25 protein-coding genes are annotated in these 20,675 nt (G+C 32.4%); 9 read left to right on the plus strand and 16 right to left on the minus strand.

Translation table 11 applies throughout. The annotated features are described in order from the left end of the window. Window positions 1-50 precede the first annotated feature (50 nt). Genes HMPREF2706_RS11305 through HMPREF2706_RS11325 form a run of 5 tightly spaced genes read right to left on the minus strand, consistent with a single transcriptional unit; the run spans window position 51 to window position 1,476 of the window. A complete protein-coding gene (locus HMPREF2706_RS11305) occupies window positions 51-359 on the minus strand; it encodes a hypothetical protein (protein WP_070862396.1) in 309 nt (102 codons plus the stop codon). Between the two features lies 1 nt (window position 360). After that, window positions 361-771, minus strand: coding sequence for a hypothetical protein (locus HMPREF2706_RS11310; protein WP_070862397.1), 411 nt, complete (start codon window positions 769-771; stop codon window positions 361-363). A 1-nt stretch (window position 772) separates the two neighbouring features. Further along, window positions 773-952 carry a hypothetical protein gene (locus HMPREF2706_RS11315; RefSeq protein WP_070862398.1) on the minus strand — a complete coding sequence of 60 codons (180 nt, stop codon included), beginning with the start codon at window positions 950-952 and terminating at the stop codon, window positions 773-775. After that, the gene (locus tag HMPREF2706_RS11320) at window positions 949-1,254 is read right to left on the minus strand and encodes a helix-turn-helix domain-containing protein (RefSeq protein WP_070862399.1); all 306 of its coding nucleotides are present in this window, start codon (window positions 1,252-1,254) and stop codon (window positions 949-951) included. The genes HMPREF2706_RS11315 and HMPREF2706_RS11320 overlap by 4 nt, the downstream gene beginning before the upstream one ends. 12 nt (window positions 1,255-1,266) lie before the next feature. After that, a complete protein-coding gene (locus tag HMPREF2706_RS11325; protein ID WP_070862400.1) occupies window positions 1,267-1,476 on the minus strand; it encodes a helix-turn-helix transcriptional regulator in 210 nt (69 codons plus the stop codon). Window positions 1,477-1,722: 246 nt separating this feature from the next. On the opposite strand from HMPREF2706_RS11325, the gene HMPREF2706_RS11330 reads away from it, so the two are divergent. Continuing rightward, on the plus strand, window positions 1,723-2,448 hold the full coding sequence (locus HMPREF2706_RS11330; protein WP_070862401.1) for a helix-turn-helix domain-containing protein: 726 nt from the start codon (window positions 1,723-1,725) through the stop codon (window positions 2,446-2,448). After that, window positions 2,435-3,607, plus strand: a complete 1,173-nt coding sequence (locus HMPREF2706_RS11335; RefSeq protein WP_070862402.1) for a tyrosine-type recombinase/integrase — start codon at window positions 2,435-2,437, stop codon at window positions 3,605-3,607. Before HMPREF2706_RS11330 ends, HMPREF2706_RS11335 begins: the two co-directional genes overlap by 14 nt. 68 nt (window positions 3,608-3,675) lie before the next feature. Here the strand turns inward: HMPREF2706_RS11335 and groL are convergent, their stop codons facing one another. Together groL and groES are read right to left on the minus strand one after the other, a co-directional pair. After that, entirely contained in the window at window positions 3,676-5,295 is a 1,620-nt protein-coding gene (gene groL / locus HMPREF2706_RS11340) for a chaperonin GroEL (RefSeq protein WP_002435951.1), read from the minus strand. Window positions 5,296-5,364: 69 nt separating this feature from the next. After that, a complete protein-coding gene (groES, locus tag HMPREF2706_RS11345; RefSeq protein WP_002435917.1) occupies window positions 5,365-5,649 on the minus strand; it encodes a co-chaperone GroES in 285 nt (94 codons plus the stop codon). A gap of 177 nt (window positions 5,650-5,826) precedes the next feature. Between groES and mroQ the strand changes: the two genes are divergently transcribed. Further along, entirely contained in the window at window positions 5,827-6,570 is a 744-nt protein-coding gene (gene mroQ / locus HMPREF2706_RS11350; RefSeq protein WP_049428117.1) for an intramembrane glutamic endopeptidase MroQ, read from the plus strand. A 57-nt stretch (window positions 6,571-6,627) separates the two neighbouring features. On the opposite strand, the gene HMPREF2706_RS11355 is transcribed toward mroQ, so the two are convergent. After that, entirely contained in the window at window positions 6,628-8,454 is a 1,827-nt protein-coding gene (locus tag HMPREF2706_RS11355; RefSeq protein ID WP_070862403.1) for an SdrH family protein, read from the minus strand. Between the two features lie 190 nt (window positions 8,455-8,644). On the opposite strand from HMPREF2706_RS11355, the gene HMPREF2706_RS11360 reads away from it, so the two are divergent. Together HMPREF2706_RS11360 and HMPREF2706_RS11365 are read left to right on the plus strand one after the other, a co-directional pair. After that, window positions 8,645-9,271 (plus strand): nitroreductase family protein, encoded by a 627-nt coding sequence (locus HMPREF2706_RS11360; RefSeq protein WP_049428113.1) that lies wholly within the window; start codon window positions 8,645-8,647, stop codon window positions 9,269-9,271. A 101-nt stretch (window positions 9,272-9,372) separates the two neighbouring features. Continuing rightward, window positions 9,373-10,158: a carbon-nitrogen family hydrolase gene (locus HMPREF2706_RS11365; protein ID WP_037551089.1), complete on the plus strand. Its 786-nt coding sequence runs from the start codon at window positions 9,373-9,375 to the stop codon at window positions 10,156-10,158. 367 nt (window positions 10,159-10,525) lie between these two features. Here HMPREF2706_RS11365 and HMPREF2706_RS12480 read toward each other — a convergent pair whose 3' ends face one another. Then, on the minus strand, window positions 10,526-10,603 hold the full coding sequence (locus HMPREF2706_RS12480) for a delta-lysin family phenol-soluble modulin (protein ID WP_049307263.1): 78 nt from the start codon (window positions 10,601-10,603) through the stop codon (window positions 10,526-10,528). Window positions 10,604-10,919: 316 nt separating this feature from the next. Here HMPREF2706_RS12480 and HMPREF2706_RS11370 point away from each other — a divergent pair, with 316 nt between their 5' ends. Genes HMPREF2706_RS11370 through agrA form a run of 4 tightly spaced genes read left to right on the plus strand, consistent with a single transcriptional unit; the run spans window position 10,920 to window position 13,673 of the window. Next, entirely contained in the window at window positions 10,920-11,486 is a 567-nt protein-coding gene (locus HMPREF2706_RS11370; protein WP_049428109.1) for an accessory gene regulator AgrB, read from the plus strand. Between the two features lie 2 nt (window positions 11,487-11,488). Continuing rightward, window positions 11,489-11,629, plus strand: a complete 141-nt coding sequence (agrD, locus tag HMPREF2706_RS11375) for a cyclic lactone autoinducer peptide AgrD (RefSeq protein ID WP_049428106.1) — start codon at window positions 11,489-11,491, stop codon at window positions 11,627-11,629. A gap of 22 nt (window positions 11,630-11,651) precedes the next feature. After that, window positions 11,652-12,941 (plus strand): quorum-sensing sensor histidine kinase AgrC, encoded by a 1,290-nt coding sequence (gene agrC, locus HMPREF2706_RS11380; RefSeq protein WP_070597560.1) that lies wholly within the window; start codon window positions 11,652-11,654, stop codon window positions 12,939-12,941. Window positions 12,942-12,956: 15 nt separating this feature from the next. Further along, window positions 12,957-13,673 (plus strand): quorum-sensing response regulator AgrA, encoded by a 717-nt coding sequence (gene agrA / locus HMPREF2706_RS11385; RefSeq protein ID WP_002436958.1) that lies wholly within the window; start codon window positions 12,957-12,959, stop codon window positions 13,671-13,673. A gap of 64 nt (window positions 13,674-13,737) precedes the next feature. Here agrA and HMPREF2706_RS11390 read toward each other — a convergent pair whose 3' ends face one another. The 7 genes from HMPREF2706_RS11390 to HMPREF2706_RS11420 all read right to left on the minus strand — a co-directional run bounded on the left by HMPREF2706_RS11390 (window position 13,738) and on the right by HMPREF2706_RS11420 (window position 20,633). Then, window positions 13,738-14,697 (minus strand): carbohydrate kinase family protein, encoded by a 960-nt coding sequence (locus tag HMPREF2706_RS11390; RefSeq protein WP_049428102.1) that lies wholly within the window; start codon window positions 14,695-14,697, stop codon window positions 13,738-13,740. A gap of 6 nt (window positions 14,698-14,703) precedes the next feature. Then, window positions 14,704-16,179, minus strand: a complete 1,476-nt coding sequence (locus HMPREF2706_RS11395) for a sucrose-6-phosphate hydrolase (protein WP_049428100.1) — start codon at window positions 16,177-16,179, stop codon at window positions 14,704-14,706. A gap of 225 nt (window positions 16,180-16,404) precedes the next feature. Next, window positions 16,405-17,355, minus strand: coding sequence for a LacI family DNA-binding transcriptional regulator (locus tag HMPREF2706_RS11400; RefSeq protein WP_037551080.1), 951 nt, complete (start codon window positions 17,353-17,355; stop codon window positions 16,405-16,407). A 143-nt stretch (window positions 17,356-17,498) separates the two neighbouring features. Then, on the minus strand, window positions 17,499-18,749 hold the full coding sequence (locus HMPREF2706_RS11405; protein WP_049428097.1) for an ammonium transporter: 1,251 nt from the start codon (window positions 18,747-18,749) through the stop codon (window positions 17,499-17,501). A 177-nt stretch (window positions 18,750-18,926) separates the two neighbouring features. Continuing rightward, window positions 18,927-19,151 carry a sulfurtransferase TusA family protein gene (locus HMPREF2706_RS11410; protein WP_002469616.1) on the minus strand — a complete coding sequence of 75 codons (225 nt, stop codon included), beginning with the start codon at window positions 19,149-19,151 and terminating at the stop codon, window positions 18,927-18,929. Window positions 19,152-19,169: 18 nt separating this feature from the next. Beyond that, entirely contained in the window at window positions 19,170-20,264 is a 1,095-nt protein-coding gene (locus HMPREF2706_RS11415) for a YeeE/YedE family protein (protein WP_049428095.1), read from the minus strand. Between the two features lie 81 nt (window positions 20,265-20,345). Beyond that, entirely contained in the window at window positions 20,346-20,633 is a 288-nt protein-coding gene (locus HMPREF2706_RS11420) for a hypothetical protein (protein WP_002436909.1), read from the minus strand. Window positions 20,634-20,675: the final 42 nt, after the last annotated feature.

Here is a 20,675-nt window from a genome sequence, read left to right on the forward strand (position 1 = left end):
GTAATTTTTGCTATAATTAAAATACATAAAGTTTCTTTAACATTCATTTCTTACGCGTTATCTTCGCTTTGGTCGGCAGTAGATAATGCGTTTTTTTCTTGCTTAATATCAGCTTGAATATCATCATACATGTTCTCAATGTCTGTTCTAATCGCTTGTAAAGTGCTTGAGACAATATAATTTTGCTTAATGTTGTTATTAATAGCTTGGTGATATATAGGCTGATTCTTCTTGATTGCATACTCTCTTCCATCTTCTAATTCTGATGTTTCCATTCCAAGATAATCTAATACTGATTGAACCTTATTTCTCAAATCTGCAAATTCCACGCTCTCTTGTACTTTTTCCGTGTATAACATGTTATTTGGTCTCCTTATAAAAATTAATGTAATTTGGTCTGTTTTTCTCGATCGCTTTGATTAACTTTTCAATTTCTAGCTTAGCAAGATAGAGATTGTTTAAGTCGTCTTCTCGAGAGAAGTAACTAATTTCATGTGTCATATCATAATTTTTAACTTGCATTTTCTTTAAGATATTTGTTGCATATACTGACATCTGAATCATCATTTCAAAATCTTGAATCATATCCAAAATGTCTAATTCACCAATATATTCAGCGTTGATGTCTTGAGATTTCATATATGCTTGAATAAGTTCCATCTCATGTACTTGTCTATCATCTTTACTCAAATTTCTATTATTAACACGATCATTTATAAGCATGAGTGCAATTTCTCTACCATATTTACTTTTAAACTCTCTAACCTTCATCTTATTCAACCTCCATTAATTGTTTTCTAATTTTTCTATCATTAAACCATTCTGTTATTGCCCATGATGTAATAGCTAGTGGACTATATAAAGCCATACTATTAAAAATATCTTCTGTCACATAACCTACTGTAAATGAAGTCAATGAGCTTGCTGCGATAAGTGTTCCGAATAATTTCATATTGTATTCACCTTCTTTAAACTTTTTAGATCGTTGTTAGTAATATCCATCTGCGAAGTAATATGATCCATGAAATCATCTACATCAGACTTCTTGAAACGGTACGTCACACCTACACGAAAATATTTCATTCCGTTTTTGATTAGCAAATCTTCTATAGTAGGTTTAGATAAATTAAGATATTTTGATAACTCGTTATAAGTCATAAAGTATTTCTCTTTTGCCAATTCTTCTACACGTTCATCAATTGCTTGTTGTAGCATGTCACGTGCTTCATCTTCATCAATGCCGATATTAAACATGTGTTACGCCTCCTATTTTTCGATAGTGAATATCTCTTGTACACTTACGTTAAATACTTTAGAAATTTTTCCGGCTAGCATCGCACTAGGTTTTCTTTTTCCGTTCATGATTTGACTCATGTATGATATTGAAATACCTACTTCATCTGCTAGATTTGAAAGGTTGTATCCTTTCAAAAACATTAATTCTTTTAGATGCCTACTCTTGATTACCACTGTCATTTTTATCACCTCTTTATAAATGAATTAACATCATTCAAAAAATACAAAATTCGAATGTTTTGTTTACAATTATCATTATACATAATATTAAAAATAGTGCAAGTTCTTTTAACAAAAATTAATATTTTTGTAAAATAATCATTCTAAATGAATGTGCCGTCAATCATTAAACGCACTTATAAAATTCTGGCAATTTGTAAAAGAATCATTCATAATGAATGTAAATTAAGAAAATGAGGTGTAAGCATGATTATATGTACTTTAAACAAATTGATGGAAGAAAACGATAAAACACAAAGTGAAATAGCAAGTAAAACCGGAATTACTCGACCTACATTGCTATCTTTAATAAGAAATGATAATCAAAGCATACGATATGAAACTATTAACCAATTATGTAAGTATTTCGATATAGATATGAGCGAATTATTGGTTTATTCACCAGTTGAAATGAAAATAAAAGATGTTTTGATAGAAGAAGTTCCTATATCGTTAAAATATGAGTTAACTGAAGAAAACTCGAGCTTTTCAGTATCTTTGATCTATGATATTGACGGAATAGAATTCGAATTCGACACCAATCTAAACGTTACAGAAACAGATAATACGTTAAAAAATTCAAGTAGATTCTTTTTACATAGTGTGGTGTATGAAGATATATTGAATAAATTAGAAGTGAAAGGCTTCAAAAAAGATTTCATAATGACTTATAATGATTCTATTGATATAGAAGATGTTATAAAAAAAGAATTAAAAGACGTTAATCTAGACTCTAATTTTAATATTAAATTCTCAGAGGTTGAATTCCAGAAATTAGAAAAAGAGGATAATGTATTCGAAGATTTAGTGGAAGAATTAAAGTCTTTAGTTGAGAGAAGTCCCTTTGAAGATGAAGAAAAAAAGAAAATGTTTGAAAAGATAAGTGATATCAAACACACAAAAAATAAAGGTGATAATTATGGCAAGCTATGACCAACTAAACAATAAATTATGGCGCTACCGTATATCATTAGGTAAAAACCCTGTAACTGGAAAATATGAATATGTATCTAAGACTGGATTTAAAAGAAAATCAGATGCAAAGAATGCTGCTGAATTAGTTGAAAGACAAATAAGAAATGGTGAGTATATCGCACCATCAACTACTACATTTAACTATGTAGCTGATGAATGGATTAATCATTATAGTAGAGATACAAAAATAAGTAGTGTTAGAGCAAGAGAAAAAGCCATATATCACGCTAAACAACAATTTGGTAATAGAAGTATACAAACAATAACTAAACGTGACTATCAAGCGTTTGTGGACGATATAAGCACTCAGTTTAGTAAAAATTATGTTGATAGTATTGTAAGCTCAACCAATCTTATATTTAAGTATGCGTTGGATATGAAAATAATTGCTAAGTCACCTATTGAGGGAATTAAGAGGGCTAAATTTAAGCCTACTGTTAAGGATTTAGAACAGAATAGCTTACAACAAAAATTTCTTGAAAAAGATGAATTATTCGAGTTTCTAAGCGTTGCTAAGCACCACCACAAGCCGCTGAATAGCTTTGAATTATTTACCTTCCTTGCGTATTCTGGTATGCGTGCAGGTGAAGTATTAGCGCTTAAATGGTCTGATATCGACTATAAAGAATGTACTGTGAGTATAACCAAGACTTATTACAATCCGAATAACAATAAGAAAAATTATCAAATACTCACACCGAAAACTGAATCATCTATCGGGAAAATTTCAATAGATCCTAACGTTATTAAGTTACTTCAAGATTACAAAGTGAATGTGCAAGACAAATGGAAAAATGAGTTGTACGTGGATAATGATTTCATATTCACAGATAATAACGGATACCCACTTGTCATTAAGAAGCTGTCACAGTGGATTCAAGCGATTATGTCACAGACTGATATTAATAAGAACATTACAACGCACTCATTCAGATATACCCATTGCAGCCTTTTAATAGAAGCTGGTGTGCATATCAAAGAGATACAAGAACGATTACGCCACAAGGATATACAAACGACTATGAACATCTATGCAAACATTACAAAATCATACAAAAAAGACGCTTCCCAAAGATTTAGTAACCTCATGGAAAACGTCAGTAAAGAATTATTTTAAAATTTTTATGTCAATATTATGTCATAAATAATTATAAAATGCCTTCAAATCAACGTTTGAGGGCTATTTTACATCATTCCTGGCATACCGCCCATACCTGGTTGTTCGTTATTTTCTTTTTCAGGAATCGTAGCTACTACTGCTTCAGTTGTTAAGAACATTGCTGCTACACTCGCTGCATGTTGAAGTGCTGAACGAGTTACTTTAGTTGGATCTACAATACCTTCTTCAAGCATATTTACCCATTCATTCGTCGCTGCGTTGAATCCTACACCAGCATCTGCATTTTTTAATCGTTCAACTATAATTGAACCTTCTAAACCTGCATTTTCAGCAATTTGACGTACTGGAGCTTGTAATGCTTTAAGCACAATATTTACTCCTGTTTCAACATCGCCTTCTGCTTCAATTTCGCTTACCTTTTTATAGATATTAACTAAGGCTGTACCACCACCAGCAACAATACCTTCTTCAACTGCGGCACGTGTTGAGTTTAAAGCATCTTCGATTCGAAGTTTACGCTCTTTTAATTCAGTTTCACTTGCAGCACCTACTTTGATAACTGCTACACCACCAGCTAATTTAGCTAATCGTTCTTGTAATTTTTCTCTATCGAAATCAGAATCAGTTTCTTCAATTTGTGCTTTAATTTGACTTACACGAGCGTCGATACTATTTTCATCACCGTCACCATCTACAATAGTTGTATTATCTTTAGTGACTTCTACTTTATTAGCTGTACCTAGCATATCGATTGATGCATCTTTTAATTCTAGACCTAAATCATCTGTAATTACTTGAGCACCTGTAAGGATAGCTAAGTCTTCTAACATTGCTTTACGACGATCACCGAAACCAGGAGCTTTTACAGCAACAGCAGTAAATGTACCACGCATACGGTTTAAAACAATATTAGTTAAAGCGTCACCTTCTACTTCATCAGCCACAATTAAAATTGGTCGACTAGATTGAACGACTTGTTCTAATAAAGGTAGAATATCTTGGAATGAAGAGATTTTTTTATCTGTAACAAGAATATATGGACGTTCAAGTTCAGCAATCATTTTATCTGAATCAGTTACCATATATGGAGATTGATAACCGCGATCGAACTGCATACCTTCAACGACTTCAAGTTCAGTGTTGAAACCATTTGATTCTTCAATAGTAATGACCCCGTCGTTGCCAACTTTATCCATCGCCTCAGAAATGTATTGACCGATTTCCTCATCAGCAGCTGAAATAGCACCTACTTGTGCAATTTCATTTTTGTTTTCAACTTTTTGAGAAATGTCATGTAATGCTTCTACAGCTACTTTAACGGCTTTATCAATACCTTGTCTCAAACCAACTGGGTTCGCACCACTTGTTACGTTCTTAAGGCCTTCTTGAATCATTGATTGAGCTAAAACTGTTGCAGTTGTAGTACCGTCACCAGCAATCTCATTTGTTTTATTTGCAACTTCTTGAACAAGTTTTGCGCCCATATTTTCATAAGGATCTTCTAACTCAATTTCTTTAGCAATCGTAACCCCATCATTTGTGATTAATGGAGTTGTATATTCTTTATCTAAGACAACATTACGACCTTTAGGACCAATTGTTACTTTAACAGCATTTGCTAATTTATCTACACCTCTTAGCATTGCTTGACGTGCATCTTCTGAGAATTTTAAATCTTTTGCCATACTCGAAATGACCTCCATTTATTAAGATTTCTTACATAGATGTTTTATCTGTCTAATATAAATTTATAATTATTGAATTACTGCTAAAATATCTTCTTCATTTAAAATTAAGTAAGTATCGTCACCACGTTTAACTTCTGTTCCAGCATATTGTTGGAACACAATAGTGTCACCTTCACTTACTTCAGGAGCAACTCGTGAACCATTGTCTAGTAGGCGTCCTGGACCTACAGCGATGATTACACCTTCATTTGATTTTTCTTTAGCGCTATCTGTTAATACAATACCGCTTTTAGTTGTTTGTTCTTGCTCTTTCTTTTCAATAATCACACGATTTCCTAATGGTTTAAGCATGATTGTTCCTCCTTCATTCACATGTGATTTAGCACTTTAATTATTAGAGTGCTAAGCTATTTTTATATTAATCAAATTTGGTCAATAATTCAAGCAAAAAGGTTAGCGAATAAATTTTGTACATCTATATTATTTACGATAAAATAAACTATACTTAGAAATAGATGGAGGTAAGTTATGAGAAGACTTTGGGTGTCCTTACTAACGGTACTCGCGTATGGCTTGGCTCAAATGTTACCTGGTTTTATACTTAGAAGTCATTTACTTGGTCATATGTCTCAAATTAAAACTGCTAAATTCATGATATTCACGCAAGTTTCTCTTTTTATATTAGCTGCTATTATCATAATTTTAATAAATTTAAAGGTAAAAAATCCTACTACTCTTGAAGCTGGTAGAAAGGAACCTAAGAGATACATCATTCCTTGGGCACTATTAGGTTTTTGTCTTGTTATGGTATATCAAGTTATTATAAGCTTGATATACTTTACAATCATGGGTAGTCAGCAGACAAGTCCAAACACTGAACGTTTAATGGCAATTGCTAAAAAAATGCCTATTTTTATCATTTTAATTTCTATCGTCGGCCCTATTTTAGAAGAGTTTGTATTCAGAAAGGTTTTCTTTGGCGAATTATATAATGCAATTAAAGCCAATCGCGTTGTTAGCTTTCTGATTGCTTCTATAGTAAGTTCACTTGTATTTGCCCTTGCACACAATGATATGAAATTTATTCCTATGTATTTTGGTATGGGCATGATCTTTTCACTTGCTTATGTTTTTACTAAAAGAATTGCTGTTCCAATTGGTATTCATATGTTACAAAATGGTACAGTCGTTTTTATGCAAGTTTTTGGTGGCGAAGCTTTAAAAAAAGCTCAAGAACATGCTAACTTTATTCTACATTTCATATTAAACTAAAAAAGCATCTAATCATGTAAAATGTTGCGAAACGTACATGATTAGATGCTTTCTTTGTTACTGTTGATTTTTTCTTCTATTATAAATAAACATACCTACTACACCGGCAAAAATTGCTACAATCGCACTGCCTAAAGTGATAAGCACACGATCTAATTTTTTGTTTTTGTTGTAATCATCGGATTGCTCGTTGTCGTTTGTAGTGATTTCATCTGCGCTGTGATTTTTAAAAGCACTACGACTCCCTTTGTCTTTATCGTTAGGTTTCTTTAAATCAGGCATGGAACCAATTTCACCGGTAATTAAAGCTAATACTTGTTCATCTAAGTTTTCATAATACTTACTTGCATTTAGTGGATTAAAATATTGAAATCTGAAATAGTTTGAACCTTTTTGTAAAGAATTTAAATATTCATTTCCACTAAAGTTTTGCTTTTTAAATAAACTATAGATGTCACTATCAGTAATTTCTCCATTTTCTGTATCTAAATTTCTAACTTGATTAATTAAAAATGGATTATATTTGTATGCACCACTTGCTAAGCTTCTAAATCTATCTAATAAAGAATTTTCTTCAGAATCTTTACTTTGCTCATCTTTATTAAAATTCTGAGAATTGCTTCTATGATTTATAACTGATCCTGATCTATTCCAAATAAATTGATTTCTATCATAATTAGGCGTTTGATGATTAGATTGTGAGTAATTTAAATCATCTTTGGCATTAGAGTTTCTTTTTAATGGGGTACCACCATTGCTACTATTTTCATTATCCTCATTACCTTTATTAGGATTTAACAATCCACCATTACTATCCTCAGGATGTATTGTGGAAGAATTATTGCTATTGCTAGCATGATGATTTGTATTTGATGAGTTACCTCCCGTATGATTACTTGAAGGTTGCTCGTTATTATTTGAATTAGATGGATGATGTTCGCCACTTTGATCTGAATTATCATCACCACTGCCATTATTATGACCACTTGAACTACTATTATCATTTCCTTCAGAAGGATGATTATCTCCTGAACCGTGTCCATTTGAACTACCGGGATTATTATGATGTGAGCCAGAGTGTCCTCCACCCGGGTGCGAATTATCATCACTACCCCCACCAGAAGGGTTATCGTGACCATGATCAGATGTATGATCATGTCCAGAAGCTGAGTCACTGTCTGAATCTGAATCGCTATCAGACGCTGAGTCACTATCTGAGTCGGAAGCACTGTCTGAATCTGAATCGCTGTCAGAGTCCGAATCACTATCTGAGTCAGAAGCACTGTCTGAATCTGAATCATTGCCTGAGTCGGAATCGCTGTCAGAGTCTGAGTCGCTATTTGAATCTGAATCACTATCTGAGTCAGAAGCACTATCTGAATCTGAGCCACTGTCTGAGGCTGAATCGCTGTCAGAGTCTGAGTCGCTATCTGAATCTGAATCACTATCTGAGTCAGAAGCACTATCTGAATCTGAATCGCTATCTGAGTCGGAAGCACTGTCTGAGTCTGAGTCACTATCTGAATCTGAATCGCTATCTGAATCTAAGCCACTGTCTGAGGCTGAATCGCTATCTGGATCCGTGTCGTTGTCTGAGTCTGAATTTAAATCATTTATTGCATCCGAATCAGACTCTCCGTTCTCATCATTTTCAGAAGTTGCAAGTGGATTTATGTTATTTTCATTAGATTGAGGCTGATGACTTATTGAATTGTCGTCACTAAAAGTCTGATTTTCAGATTCTGCTTTATTGATATCATTATTCGAAGAAATGGGCTTTATATTCTCCTCTGCTGCATGTGCATGATTATCAAATAAGGGTGTACTCAACATAAATGCAAAACCTGTTAATACAAACGAATGCTTGATTTTATTGTTATTCATAAGTCAATCACCTCCTCTTTAAATTCTTTTATCATCTTTAGTATATAGAAAATATTAGATTTTTGCATTCAAATAAGACTTTTGAAAATGAATATTAATCTTGTTGAAATTTCATAGTAATTATTTGTACATTATGAAAAGTATAATTATTATAGTATGTATAAATCAAAAGCAAAGGAGTATTTTAAAAATGGGGATTTTTAATAATACTGAAAATGAACAATCATTTAACGAAGCAATTGAAACTAGAAGAACTATTTATAATTTAGAAAAAACAATATCTATTAGTGATGAAGAACTAGAAGAATTAATCGCACATGCTGTAAAGCATATACCTTCTGCATTCAACTCTCAATCAACAAGAATAGTTTTACTTTTGAATGACAAAAATGAACAATTCTGGGAAAATACAAAATCTATTTTAAAAGAAACAATGGGTTTTGACAGAGATTTTGAACCTACTCGCCAAAAAATTGATAATTTCAAACATTCTCATGGCACAATTCTTTATTATGAAGATCAAAGTGTTATTAATGCATTACAAGATAAAATGCCTAACTTCTATGAAAACTTTGAAATTTGGTCAAACCAAGCTAACGCGATGCATCAGTATGCTATTTGGACTGCTTTAGCTACTAAAGGCATCGGTGCATCTTTACAACACTATAATCCAATTGTAGACGAATCTACTGCAAGCCAATTTGATATTCCGAATACATGGAAATTAATCGCACAAATGCCTTTCGGTGATGTACGTGAGAATGCGAAGGAAAAAGAAATCAAACCTGTAGAAGATCGTTTTATTATTAAAAAATAATTAAATTAACTGCGTCTGTGTAGGTATTACACAGACGCTTTTTTGCGTTTAATACTTAACTTTAGTATCTTATAAATAACTCGTAATAGGGAGTGAAGAAAATGAAAATTCAACTTTTTCAATTTCATGTAACTTATGGAAATGCTAATGAAAATGAATCCAAAATACAAAAGTGGTTTAAAGAATACTTAAACGAGGATACGGAGGTCGTTGTTTTACCTGAAATGTGGAACAACGGATACGCTTTAGAAGAATTAAAGGATAAAGCAGATACTAATTTAAAACGAAGTTTTTCATTTATAGCTCAACTGGCTAAACAATTCAATGTTGATATTATTGCAGGTTCTGTATCAAATATTAAAGACAATAACGTGTATAATACAGCATTTTCAGTGAATAAAGATGGTGAGCTAATAAATGAGTACGATAAAGTCCATCTTGTACCAATGCTTAGAGAACCTGAGTTTCTGACTGATGGCAATAAAGTACCTGAACCTTTTCAATTGTCAGATGGTACCCTAGCTACACAAATCATATGCTATGATTTACGGTTTCCTGAATTGTTAAGATATCCAGCTAAAAATGGTGCTAAAATTGCATTTTACGTTGCACAATGGCCTAGTGCTAGACTTAATCATTGGTTGGCATTGCTTAAAGCAAGAGCTATTGAAAATGATATGTATGTAGTTGCAGCTAATGGTTGCGGTAATGATGGAAACACGGAGTACGCTGGATATTCGACAGTTATCAATCCAAATGGTGAGATTGTTCAAGAATTGGGCAGTGATGAAGGTGTCCTCACCACTAATGTAGATTTAGAATTGGTTGATCAACAAAGAGAGTCTATACCTGTATTTAGAAATCTAAAACCTAATTTATATAAATAAAATTAAGCCGTGAGCTTGGGAGGGACTCACGGCTTTGATAACTTATTATTAAGGGAATGTTTTTACAGTTATTTTTTCAATCTATTTTTTGGGGATGTTATTAATTATGAAAAAATTTTAGTGAATTTATCTATTTTATTAATGATAAATTGAATGTTGTTTACGATAGCTTACATGCTAGAAATAATTACCTAATTAAAGGTAGCTAAGAATAATACGTAACACTGAGTCCAAGGAAACTACAGCTTTATAGCAAATGTTGCTCACTTGCTATTAACTTTGGGTTATTAAGTTGGGATGGCTTAACAACCCATTACTTAGTCATACTATACGAAGAAAACAAAGTTACAATGAAAGAATTCAAAACTTATTTTTTGAATTTTTTAATTGTATCAATGATCCATTTAATGAAATCACTGATTGTAGATACGATATCTGCAGCCATTACACTTCACTCCTTCCAACTAAATAATGGATTTGAATGATTTGGGAAGAATCATTCAATTAAGATTAAGCAAATTTTTCAACTATCTTTCTATCACATCTCTGTGATATGAGTCTATTAAAACATGGTTTTTACATTAAAGTACGATAATTCCTTAACTCATCAAAAAATGTACTTAAGTGTATTTCTATTTATGTTAAAATATCACTTGGGAATTAAAAATAACACTTAGGTATATTTTTTAAACAGTTAGGCATAATATTTAAAATGAGTTGCGCAAAATTGTATAATGTATTATGAGGAGAGTAGTAGGCGAGTGAAAATAATAGATAGAAAAATTGATGAATTTGCTAACTATTTACAGCATAGGAATAACCTAGATCGTATACAATTTTTGAAAGTTCGTTTAGGTATGCAAGTCGTCTTTTCAAATATTGAAAAGACTATTGTTGTATACGGGTTAGCACTGATATTCCAGACTTTTTATTACACACTTTTAACTCATATCAGTTATTTTTTAATTAGAAGTAATGCTCATGGTGCACACGCTAAATCATCCCTATTATGTCATATTCAGAATATTATTCTTTTTATTATATTCCCTTATTTAATAATAAAATTTGACGTAGAATATGTAGTTTTATTATTTTTAGCATTAATAGGTTTTACTATAGTTATCAAGAATGCGCCTGTAGCTACCAAAAAACAACCCATACCTAAGCGCTTAATAAGGCGTAAAAAAATACTCTCCATTATTCTATATAGTTTTATTTTAGCGGTATCATTATTAACTACTGAGCCAATTAATAAACTTATTTTATTTGGCGAAATAATAGAGTCTGTAACTCTATTATCTATTTTTTCCCCTAAGGAGGATTTATGATTATGGATGCTTTATTCAATTTAGTTCTCAAATTTTTTACTATCATATTTGAATTTATTGGTTTTGTAGCTGGTGCTAACCCTTGTGCTCTATACTACGATGAGCCAGAAGTACCTGATGAATTATCAAAGCTTTATGAATAAATAATTAGAAAGTGTGTTATAAATGGATGCTTTAAACTACGCTCCATATGCTGGTGTTCAGACATTACTATTATTTCTTATTATTAAAATAATATTAGATATTAAATTCAACTATAAGGATTATTTATTCACTTCTGGAATAATAATCCTTTCTGTTTATACTTTTTCTATTTTAGGTAGTAAAACATTACCTATTTTAGTTGTAGTTATTTTCATCTTCTTTTATAAAAAAATTAAGCTTTATTCATTTTTAGCAGTATTAATAAGTAATATAGTTTTATACCTAACTAATTTTCTATCGGTAACTTTGTATTTAAACACGCGAGAAATAATCAATAATAATTCTATTTCCATCTCTTTACATTTTGTAATTTTTGTTGTAATAGCTATATTATTAGCTTATATACTTAAATTTTTATTTAAAAAACTTAAAGGATCCTATTTATCTTTAAATAAGAAATATATTACCATTATTACCATAGTTTTATTATTTTCATTTGTTTTCTTTTACATAATTTCTCAGACTGATTTAAGCGCTAATGATAGCCTTACTTTATATGCTTTTATATTTGTAGGTTTAATTATATTTTTAAGCATTTTAATATTTGTGCTTTCAACTTTCACTCTACGTGAAATGAAGTATAAGCGTAATCTTGAAGAAATTGAAACGTACTATGAGTATACGCTACGTATCGAAAGTATCAATAATGAGATGCGTAAGTTCCGACATGATTACGTCAATATTCTTTCTACGCTTTCAGAGTTTATTCGTGAAGATGATATGCAAGGTCTTAAAAAATATTTCAATGAACAAATTGTTCCCATGAAGGATAATATGAAAACGCGCTCTATAAAAATAAATGGTATTGAAAATCTTAAAGTTAGAGAAATTAAAGGGTTAATTACTACTAAAATTCTTCAAGCTCAAGAGAAAGCAATACCGATTAGTATAGAGGTTCCTGATGAAATTGATAAAATCGAAATGAACACTATAGAGTTCAGCCGTATTTCAGGAATTATTTTGGATAATGCCATTGAAGCTTCAGAAGTTCTTGATGATCCACTTATTCAAATTGCTTTTATTAATAATGAAGAATCTGTTACATTCATTGTGATGAATAAATGTAGCGATGATACCCCTAAAATACATGAATTATTTGAAGAAGGCTTTTCAACTAAAGGCGATAACAGAGGGTTAGGTCTATCTACGCTTAAAGAACTGACTGACCAAAATGAGAACGTCCTATTAGATACTGTTATCGAAAATGGATATTTTGTTCAAAAAGTAGAAATTATTAATACGGAAGCATAAGGATGTGAAATATAGATGAAGATATTCGTTTGCGAAGACGATCCTAGACAAAGAGAAAACATGGTTTCAATTATCAAAAATTACATCATGATAGAAGAAAAACCTATGGAACTAGCTCTCGCAACTGATGATCCTTATGAAGTGCTTGAGCAATCAAAAGAAATGAATGATATTGGTTGTTATTTCTTAGATATTCAATTAGAAGCTGATATGAATGGTATTAAACTTGGTAGTGAAATTCGTAAACATGACCCTGTGGGTAACATTATTTTTGTAACAAGTCACAGCGAACTTACTTATCTCACTTTTGTTTATAAAGTGGCTGCTATGGACTTCATTTTCAAAGATGATCCTTCAGAACTAAAAACAAGAATCATTGACTGTCTTGAAACTGCTCATACACGTCTTAAGTTGCTATCTAAAGAAAGTAATGTTGAAACAATTGAGTTAAAACGTGGTAGTAACTCTGTGTATGTTCAATATGACGATATTATGTTCTTTGAATCTTCAACTAAGTCACACAGATTAATCGCACACTTAGATAACCGTCAAATTGAATTTTACGGTAATCTTAAAGAGTTAGCTCAACTTGATGAACGTTTCTTTAGATGTCATAACAGCTTTGTAGTGAATAGACATAACATTGAATCGATTGATTCTAAAGAGCGTATCGTTTATTTCAAAAATGGTGAAAATTGTTTCGCGTCTGTGCGTAATGTTAAAAAAATCTAACACACTTTAAAATACCCAGCTTATTTATCACTCTATAGTGAATAAGCTGGGTTTCTTTATGAGTTTAGGACCCTTTTTCAATTTCTTCTATTGTCGGTAAACTTTCAATGGCGCCATACCTTGTAGTTGTTATAGCTGCCACTTTATTACCAAATTCGAGAATGCTATTACCTTCATTTTCAAATAATTGAGCAACATCAATAATATCTGAAGATAATATACGACTAATAACGGCTCCTATAAAGGCATCACCGGCGCCTGTAGTATCTATAGCTTTAACTTTGAAACCTTGATGTTCTGTAGTAAATTGGTGCTTAGTAAACGCTTGTGCCCCTTTAGGACCTTTTGTATAAATCACTACAGCCACGTTACCTTTAAATAGTGACTGTATAGCTTTAGTTTCATCTTTCATTCCTGTTATAAATTCTAGTTCTTCATCTGAAACTTTTACTACATTCGCTTTAGGAATAAATTCATGAATTGCTTGACGACATGCTTCTGGGTCTTCCCATAAAGGTAAGCGTACATTAGGATCAAATACTATCGTTCCATTAGCCTTCTCAAATTTCTCAATCATTTTTGAATGTGCTTGTTTCATTAAACTTTCAACTAAATCCACAGAACAGAAATGTAGAATGTCTTGATCAGTAACCTCTATATCTTCAATATGTGAGGGATCATAAAGCATGTCAGCAGAAGGCTTACGATAAAACGAGAAATCTCGCTGACCATCTTCTTTTAAACTTACAAAAGCTAGTGCTGTATTTGCTTCATTGGTACGTTGAATATAGTCTACACCTACACCAATGCGTTCAATGGTTTCAACAATAATGTCACCAAATGCATCATGTCCTAATTGAGTGACCATTTCGGAATGACCACCTAGTTTACTCACTGTTGCTGCTACGTTACAAGGTGCCCCACCTACCTGACGACTAAATTGTTCTACGTCTTTAAGTTCTGAATTTGTGACATGTGGTATAAAATCGATAAGTGCTTCACCTATTGCAAACAACCTTCTCATTATATATCATCCCTTTAGTTCAAATTTCGTAAATTGTAAATATACTTGTCCTGACTCAGTAGATGCTTTGATACCCGTAGAAGCTTCACTTGGGAAAATACGGGATGTAAGTACACGTTCACCATTATTACAAAATATTTCTATACTCGACGTATCTACAAAAATGTGTAACTGGCTTAAAGGTGTATCTAAAATAGTTGAACGCGTTGTGCCATCCACATTTGTAGGTAATAAACCACTTTCTGACCGATCTAATGTGAGCGAATTCTCACGTTGATTATAGGTAATCAACGTAGACTCATTTCTAGAACTTCTAAGCTCAAAATAAATTTCAGTTGCATCATTTTCTAAAATATCAATAATCATTTCATATTGTTTGCCTTCATAGGGGTGCAATTTGCGGTTAAATTTATTTGCATACCCTAATGCAGTCTCTTTGTTCGTTCTTAAAGTTTCTAGAGCTTTTAATGGTCGTTGCTTTAATTTACCATTTTCGAGAGTAAGTTCTCGTGGAATCGTTAAACAATGTGCCCAACCTTCACTATCTGTCGGATAATCACTTTCTGGTAAGCCCATCCAACCAATTAATATGCGTTTTCCATCTTTATCTATAAATGTTTGCGGTGCATAAAAATCAAAGCCTCTATCTAACTCTTGAAACTCTTGATGATCAAATGTCATATTTTCAATATTTAAATGACCGATCATGTAGCCAGATTGATAAATATTGCGATATTTATTTCCATCCGCTTCAATCCCTTGCGGACAAAATAAAATAACACCCTGTCCATCTAATTCGAAATAATCAGGGCATTCCCACATGTAACCAAAATGATTTAAATTCGTTTGAATTTCACCAAGAAATGTCCAGTTAACAACATCATCACTTTGATATAGTAGTAACCGCCCTTGTTCATTATTATTTTGGGCTCCTATAATTGCATATAATTGATCATCTTTTTTAAACACTTTAGGATCTCTAAAATGACTTGTGTATCCATCAGGTTGTCCATGAATTACAGATTTAGGAAACTTCTCAACTGAACCATCTTCTTTAACGCGAGCAATCATTTGACTGGAGGTACGTTTCCAATGATTGTCTCTATGATTACCGGTATAAATGTAATAAAGATGACCATTAAACTCAAATGCACTACCACTATAGACACCATGACTATCATATTTTGTGTCAGGCTCTAATATAGGACCTTGTGCTTTGAAATGTACTAAATCATCACTTTTATAATTAAACCAATATTTCAAACCATGAACCGCCCCTAGAGGGAACCATTGATGTGATATGTAATAATAGCCGTCATAATAAATGAGACCATTTGGATCATTGAGCAATCCTGTTTCAGGCTGAATATGGTATGTCTGTCTATAAGGAGAAGCATCGACTCGTTGTTTTAAATTTTTAAATGTCTCTGTATCAACATCCTCTATTCGTTGATAACGTGCTTCACGTGTCCATTCCGCCATGTTTTCACTCCTAATCTCGACTGATTTGACTTTTACTTAACTTTATTATTTTAACATATTAGCTTAACACTACGATGTAGAATTTTTGTTAAGAACGCTTATTTATGAAATGAAAACCACAATACTTTTATGATAAATAAATTTTCTTAAGTATATATCTTAACAAATTTAATCATCGTAGTGGTATCGGTTCCAAATTATTATAAAATAAAAATCCCTCACCTTTTACTTAATGACAGGAATTTTTATTTTAAGTTCTGTAGTTTGATGATTTAATAATTGATTAATTTCTTTAAGTGCTTGCTCTCCTGCTTCTTTATAATTTAAGTGAATTGTTTCAATTATCGGAGACACTACTTGTGTCATTGGATCACCACCAAATCCAAAAATTGCATGAGGAGATAGATCTTTCTTATGATCCGCACAAAATTTGTGAATTGCTAAGGCAATTGAATCCGTTGCACCGACAATTGCATCAACTTCCGTTATATTGGATAAATATCTCTCAACATCTACCAGAGCTTCTTCATATTTAAATGTAGTTTCATAAATCTTAGGTTCAATATTATATTGTTTTAGAGCATCTATTAGTCCCTTTTTACGTTTAATACCAACAGCAACATCACGTTCACTAACGCTAAATAAAGTGACTTCGTGTAGTCCTTTTTGACCTATTCTCATACCTATTTCAAATCCAGCTTGGTAATCATCATGATATATACTATGCAATTGTGCATGTTCTTGCCCTACAATAATAACCGGTACGTTAATCTTTTCTATAATTTGGATATGTTGTTCAGTAATGTTTGTAGCCATTAAAACAATACCATCTACTTTACTTCTTGATAATGTTTCTAATGCTGCAAGTTCTGCTTCTAGTTCAAGTCCAGTATAATTTAATAAGAGTTGATAGTTATGTAAATGACATTGGTTGATGACACCTTTAATAGTTTCATCAACTGCGAATGAATTCATACGTGGAATAATTGCTCCTATAAGATTGGTACGTCTTGCTCTTAAACTTTGAGCAAATTGATTAGGTTGATAATCATACTCTTTAATAATTTTTGTCAGCTTTTCTTTTGTTTTATTACTAACGGATCCATTGTTTAAAAACCTTGAAACAGTACTTTTTGATACACCCGCTAGCTTGGCGATATCAGAAATATTTTTCATAAGAAAACTCACCTATCATATATTCAATAACTTAAACTTATTCTATCACATATGTAATCGCTTTAAATACTTAAATCAATTCCATTTTAAATACTAAAGTTTAATTGATATGAAGGTGAGTGTATTTTTTTTGAAAATAATTTTTAAAATTTCATTCGGCGATTGAATTTGTTCAATTCGCCATAGAAGTAGGCCTTTTCTCCATGAACGATTGCATCAAGACCTGTTTTATCCTCCTCTTCAGTAGTTGCTAAAGGAGTGAATGATTTAATTACTCTAGCTATCATGTATGTAACTATTGCACTAAATACGACAGTTGCTATTGCTGCTGCTAATTGAATGCAAATGACTTTAAAGTTACCTGTATATATGAGTCCATTTTCAATAGCATCATTTACTTTATGAGACTGGAACACACCTGTTAAAACTGCGCCTAATACTCCCCCTACACCATGAATACCAAATGCATCTAGAGCATCATTATACTGTAACTTCACTTTAATTAAATTAATAACGACATAACAACCGATACCACCAATTATAGCTATGATCATGGCACTTAAATAGTTAACATAACCTGCTGCTGGAGTAATAGCAACGAGACCTGATAAAGCGCCTGATAATAATCCTAAAAGACTTGTCGTTTTTTTCAAAGCATACTCTAAAATTAACCATCCTAGCGCACCTGCACTTGCAGCGATGACTGTGTTAACAAATGAAATCATTGCGATTTGGTCGAAAGTAAATGCACTACCTACATTAAAGCCATACCACCCCAACCATACTAAAATACCTCCGATGAGAGTTATTAGTAAGTTATGTGGGGTATGTTTCTCTTGCTTTTTACCTACACCAATCATTATCCCTAATATAAGACCAGACACCCCTGAGGTAATATGTACAACTGTACCCCCGGCATAATCAATAGCACCGAGTTTACTAATCCATCCGCCGCCCCACACCCAGTGAGCTACTGGACTATAGATAAACACAACCCATAAACCGACAAAAATAAGATAAGGGATGAATCTCATTTTTTCAGCAATTGAACCTGATAAAATAGAAACTGCTATAGTACAGAACATCATTTGGAATAACATGAAGAGTGCGAGAGGGACATGAGGGCTAATAGTTTTAGAAATAGCAAAGCCTACATGGTTTAGACCTAGAAATTTTAAGCCACCTAACCAATCATTACCTTGATCAAAACTAATAGAAAAACCAATAATCATCCACGCAAAGGTAACGATAACTATTGCAGCCATACTTTGCATTACTGTATTTAATGCATTCTTAGATTGGACTAGACCTCCATAAAATAAACTTAATCCTGGAGTCATTAACCAAACTAATAATGCACATAGAAATAAGAAAATTGTATCATCCATATTCATTCTTACCACTTCCTTTAGCAACATCATAAAGAGTGTTTAGTAGAAGTGCAAAAATCGGTAAGATAAAATTACACTAAGCGTAAGATTAAGTGACATCATAACTTGAGTATTTGAATATATTAAAATAAAAAAGCCAGTGACATCGTATGATATCACTAGCTTGCGTCTAAAGTAAATTTAAGATTTTTGAATAGTTATCGTCCAAGAAGCATCATCTAATTGTTCATAATTAGTGACTGGATATCCATTTTCAGCTGCCCAGTTTGGTAAGGCTTCTGTTGCCTGCGTACAATCAAAGTCTATTTTTAATTCATCGCCTTGCTCTAACTCTTCCATTTTCTTTTGCGCTTCAATAAGTGGAAATGGACACACCATTCCTACAGTACCTAATTCATGTACCAATTTCTTATCCTCCTTACCTTATGTTGTCTGAGTTTGTTGACTCACTTGTTTACGTTTAGATTTTTCATTAGATGATTGTTGAAACTTTTTCATTGGTTTAATAAAAATAAAATAACTCATGAACCATACACCAACTATCATTGATGCTAAACCTAACCATCCTTGCCAGCTCATTGTTGCGGTTTCTACTAACCCATTACCAATTGAACATCCACCAGCTACTGAAGCACCAAATCCCATCAATATGCCACCAATAGCACTGTTACGAATCGTCTTCTTATCTGGAAGTCTCCATTTAAATTCTTTAGACCCTCTAGCAGCAATATATGAACCAATAAAGATACCGAGCACTAATAAAACGCCCCAATCGATGAACTTAGTGTCACCGGATATTAGAAAGTTAATCAAATTAGCAGATGGAGTCGTAATCCCAAGTCCATAAGGTCGACCAGTTGATTCACTCATGGGCCATGCTAGTAAAGCAATAAGTCCTACGGCAATACCAGCTATAAATGGATGGTATTTTCTTTCAAATAAATAGTGTCTAATACCTGTATATTTTTGTTTTAACTTAGGCACCATCACTTTCGGTTTACGTAAAGTTTTCACAACCATTGTAATTGTAATAATTGCTAAAATTAAAACAAGTACCCAATTAGGAAGCCCTGTTGAATGACTTACACTCGCATTCACGTTCGTAGGCTTATTAATCATATTCATAACAGGAAGGAGTACTCCTGTTTTAGTAATTGCAGAAGTTATAGCATATAAAATTAATGCCACCCAACTTCCAATTAAACCTTCGCCAGCACGATACCACGTACCTGTGGCACAGCCACCAGCTAATACAATACCAACGCCAAATATAAATGATCCTATAATCGTCCCTAATACTGGAAATGTATGCGTAGGCACTTCAATAATACCTAAGCTCGTTAATATGAGTAATCCCAAACTCTGAACTGTTATAGCTACGAGCAATGCATAAAACATTTTATGACTTTTTTGGACATACATGTCTCTGAAACCGCCCGCTAGACAGAATCTTGTTCGTTGCATTACGAACCCTAATAACGCTCCGACAATAAGTCCACTAATTATCATCCATGTCATTTAATCACCTATTTCCGATATAAATACTAAGGTATTATATTAGAAAAAATGAAAAATTGCAAGTTCAATATTTTTTGAAACCTAATGTATTTTCAATTCTTTACTCAATGATTTTAAATCCTCTTTTGAAAAATGACTAAATTTATACCACTCATGATTGTTATAGTAAACAAATAATTTACTTCCCAGCAGTCCTTTCGAGCACTTATATCTCACAACTTTATTAATATCTAACTCTATATCAAATGGAGTATATTCTTTGCCATAAGCTTTGAATTGTAAAGTATTCTCATTGATTACTAATTTTCCAGGAACCCTTATCATTTGAGGGATATGTGCTTTAAATGTACAGTTTGCTTCAAATTTCATTATGGCTTGTGCCCCCTTTATTTTATTACGTATACTATATCA

The sequence above is a fragment of the Staphylococcus sp. HMSC067F07 genome (assembly GCF_001837405.1).
GTDB lineage: Bacteria > Bacillota > Bacilli > Staphylococcales > Staphylococcaceae > Staphylococcus > Staphylococcus capitis.

Excerpts from the sequence above, each read along its gene's own strand:
- HMPREF2706_RS11305 (WP_070862396.1), bottom strand. The coding sequence starts at position 359 with ATGTTATACACGGAAAAAGTACAAGAGAGCGTGGAATTTGCAGATTTG.
- HMPREF2706_RS11310 (WP_070862397.1), bottom strand. The coding sequence starts at position 771 with ATGAAGGTTAGAGAGTTTAAAAGTAAATATGGTAGAGAAATTGCACTC.
- HMPREF2706_RS11315 (WP_070862398.1), bottom strand. The coding sequence starts at position 952 with ATGAAATTATTCGGAACACTTATCGCAGCAAGCTCATTGACTTCATTT.
- HMPREF2706_RS11320 (WP_070862399.1), bottom strand. The coding sequence starts at position 1,254 with ATGTTTAATATCGGCATTGATGAAGATGAAGCACGTGACATGCTACAA.
- HMPREF2706_RS11325 (WP_070862400.1), bottom strand. The coding sequence starts at position 1,476 with ATGACAGTGGTAATCAAGAGTAGGCATCTAAAAGAATTAATGTTTTTG.
- HMPREF2706_RS11330 (WP_070862401.1), top strand. The coding sequence starts at position 1,723 with ATGATTATATGTACTTTAAACAAATTGATGGAAGAAAACGATAAAACA.
- HMPREF2706_RS11335 (WP_070862402.1), top strand. The coding sequence starts at position 2,435 with ATGGCAAGCTATGACCAACTAAACAATAAATTATGGCGCTACCGTATA.
- groL (WP_002435951.1), bottom strand. The coding sequence starts at position 5,295 with ATGGCAAAAGATTTAAAATTCTCAGAAGATGCACGTCAAGCAATGCTA.
- groES (WP_002435917.1), bottom strand. The coding sequence starts at position 5,649 with ATGCTTAAACCATTAGGAAATCGTGTGATTATTGAAAAGAAAGAGCAA.
- mroQ (WP_049428117.1), top strand. The coding sequence starts at position 5,827 with ATGAGAAGACTTTGGGTGTCCTTACTAACGGTACTCGCGTATGGCTTG.
- HMPREF2706_RS11355 (WP_070862403.1), bottom strand. The coding sequence starts at position 8,454 with ATGAATAACAATAAAATCAAGCATTCGTTTGTATTAACAGGTTTTGCA.
- HMPREF2706_RS11360 (WP_049428113.1), top strand. The coding sequence starts at position 8,645 with ATGGGGATTTTTAATAATACTGAAAATGAACAATCATTTAACGAAGCA.
- HMPREF2706_RS11365 (WP_037551089.1), top strand. The coding sequence starts at position 9,373 with ATGAAAATTCAACTTTTTCAATTTCATGTAACTTATGGAAATGCTAAT.
- HMPREF2706_RS12480 (WP_049307263.1), bottom strand. The coding sequence starts at position 10,603 with ATGGCTGCAGATATCGTATCTACAATCAGTGATTTCATTAAATGGATC.
- agrD (WP_049428106.1), top strand. The coding sequence starts at position 11,489 with ATGGATGCTTTATTCAATTTAGTTCTCAAATTTTTTACTATCATATTT.
- agrC (WP_070597560.1), top strand. The coding sequence starts at position 11,652 with ATGGATGCTTTAAACTACGCTCCATATGCTGGTGTTCAGACATTACTA.
- agrA (WP_002436958.1), top strand. The coding sequence starts at position 12,957 with ATGAAGATATTCGTTTGCGAAGACGATCCTAGACAAAGAGAAAACATG.
- HMPREF2706_RS11390 (WP_049428102.1), bottom strand. The coding sequence starts at position 14,697 with ATGAGAAGGTTGTTTGCAATAGGTGAAGCACTTATCGATTTTATACCA.
- HMPREF2706_RS11395 (WP_049428100.1), bottom strand. The coding sequence starts at position 16,179 with ATGGCGGAATGGACACGTGAAGCACGTTATCAACGAATAGAGGATGTT.
- HMPREF2706_RS11400 (WP_037551080.1), bottom strand. The coding sequence starts at position 17,355 with ATGAAAAATATTTCTGATATCGCCAAGCTAGCGGGTGTATCAAAAAGT.
- HMPREF2706_RS11405 (WP_049428097.1), bottom strand. The coding sequence starts at position 18,749 with ATGAATATGGATGATACAATTTTCTTATTTCTATGTGCATTATTAGTT.
- HMPREF2706_RS11415 (WP_049428095.1), bottom strand. The coding sequence starts at position 20,264 with ATGACATGGATGATAATTAGTGGACTTATTGTCGGAGCGTTATTAGGG.
- HMPREF2706_RS11420 (WP_002436909.1), bottom strand. The coding sequence starts at position 20,633 with ATGAAATTTGAAGCAAACTGTACATTTAAAGCACATATCCCTCAAATG.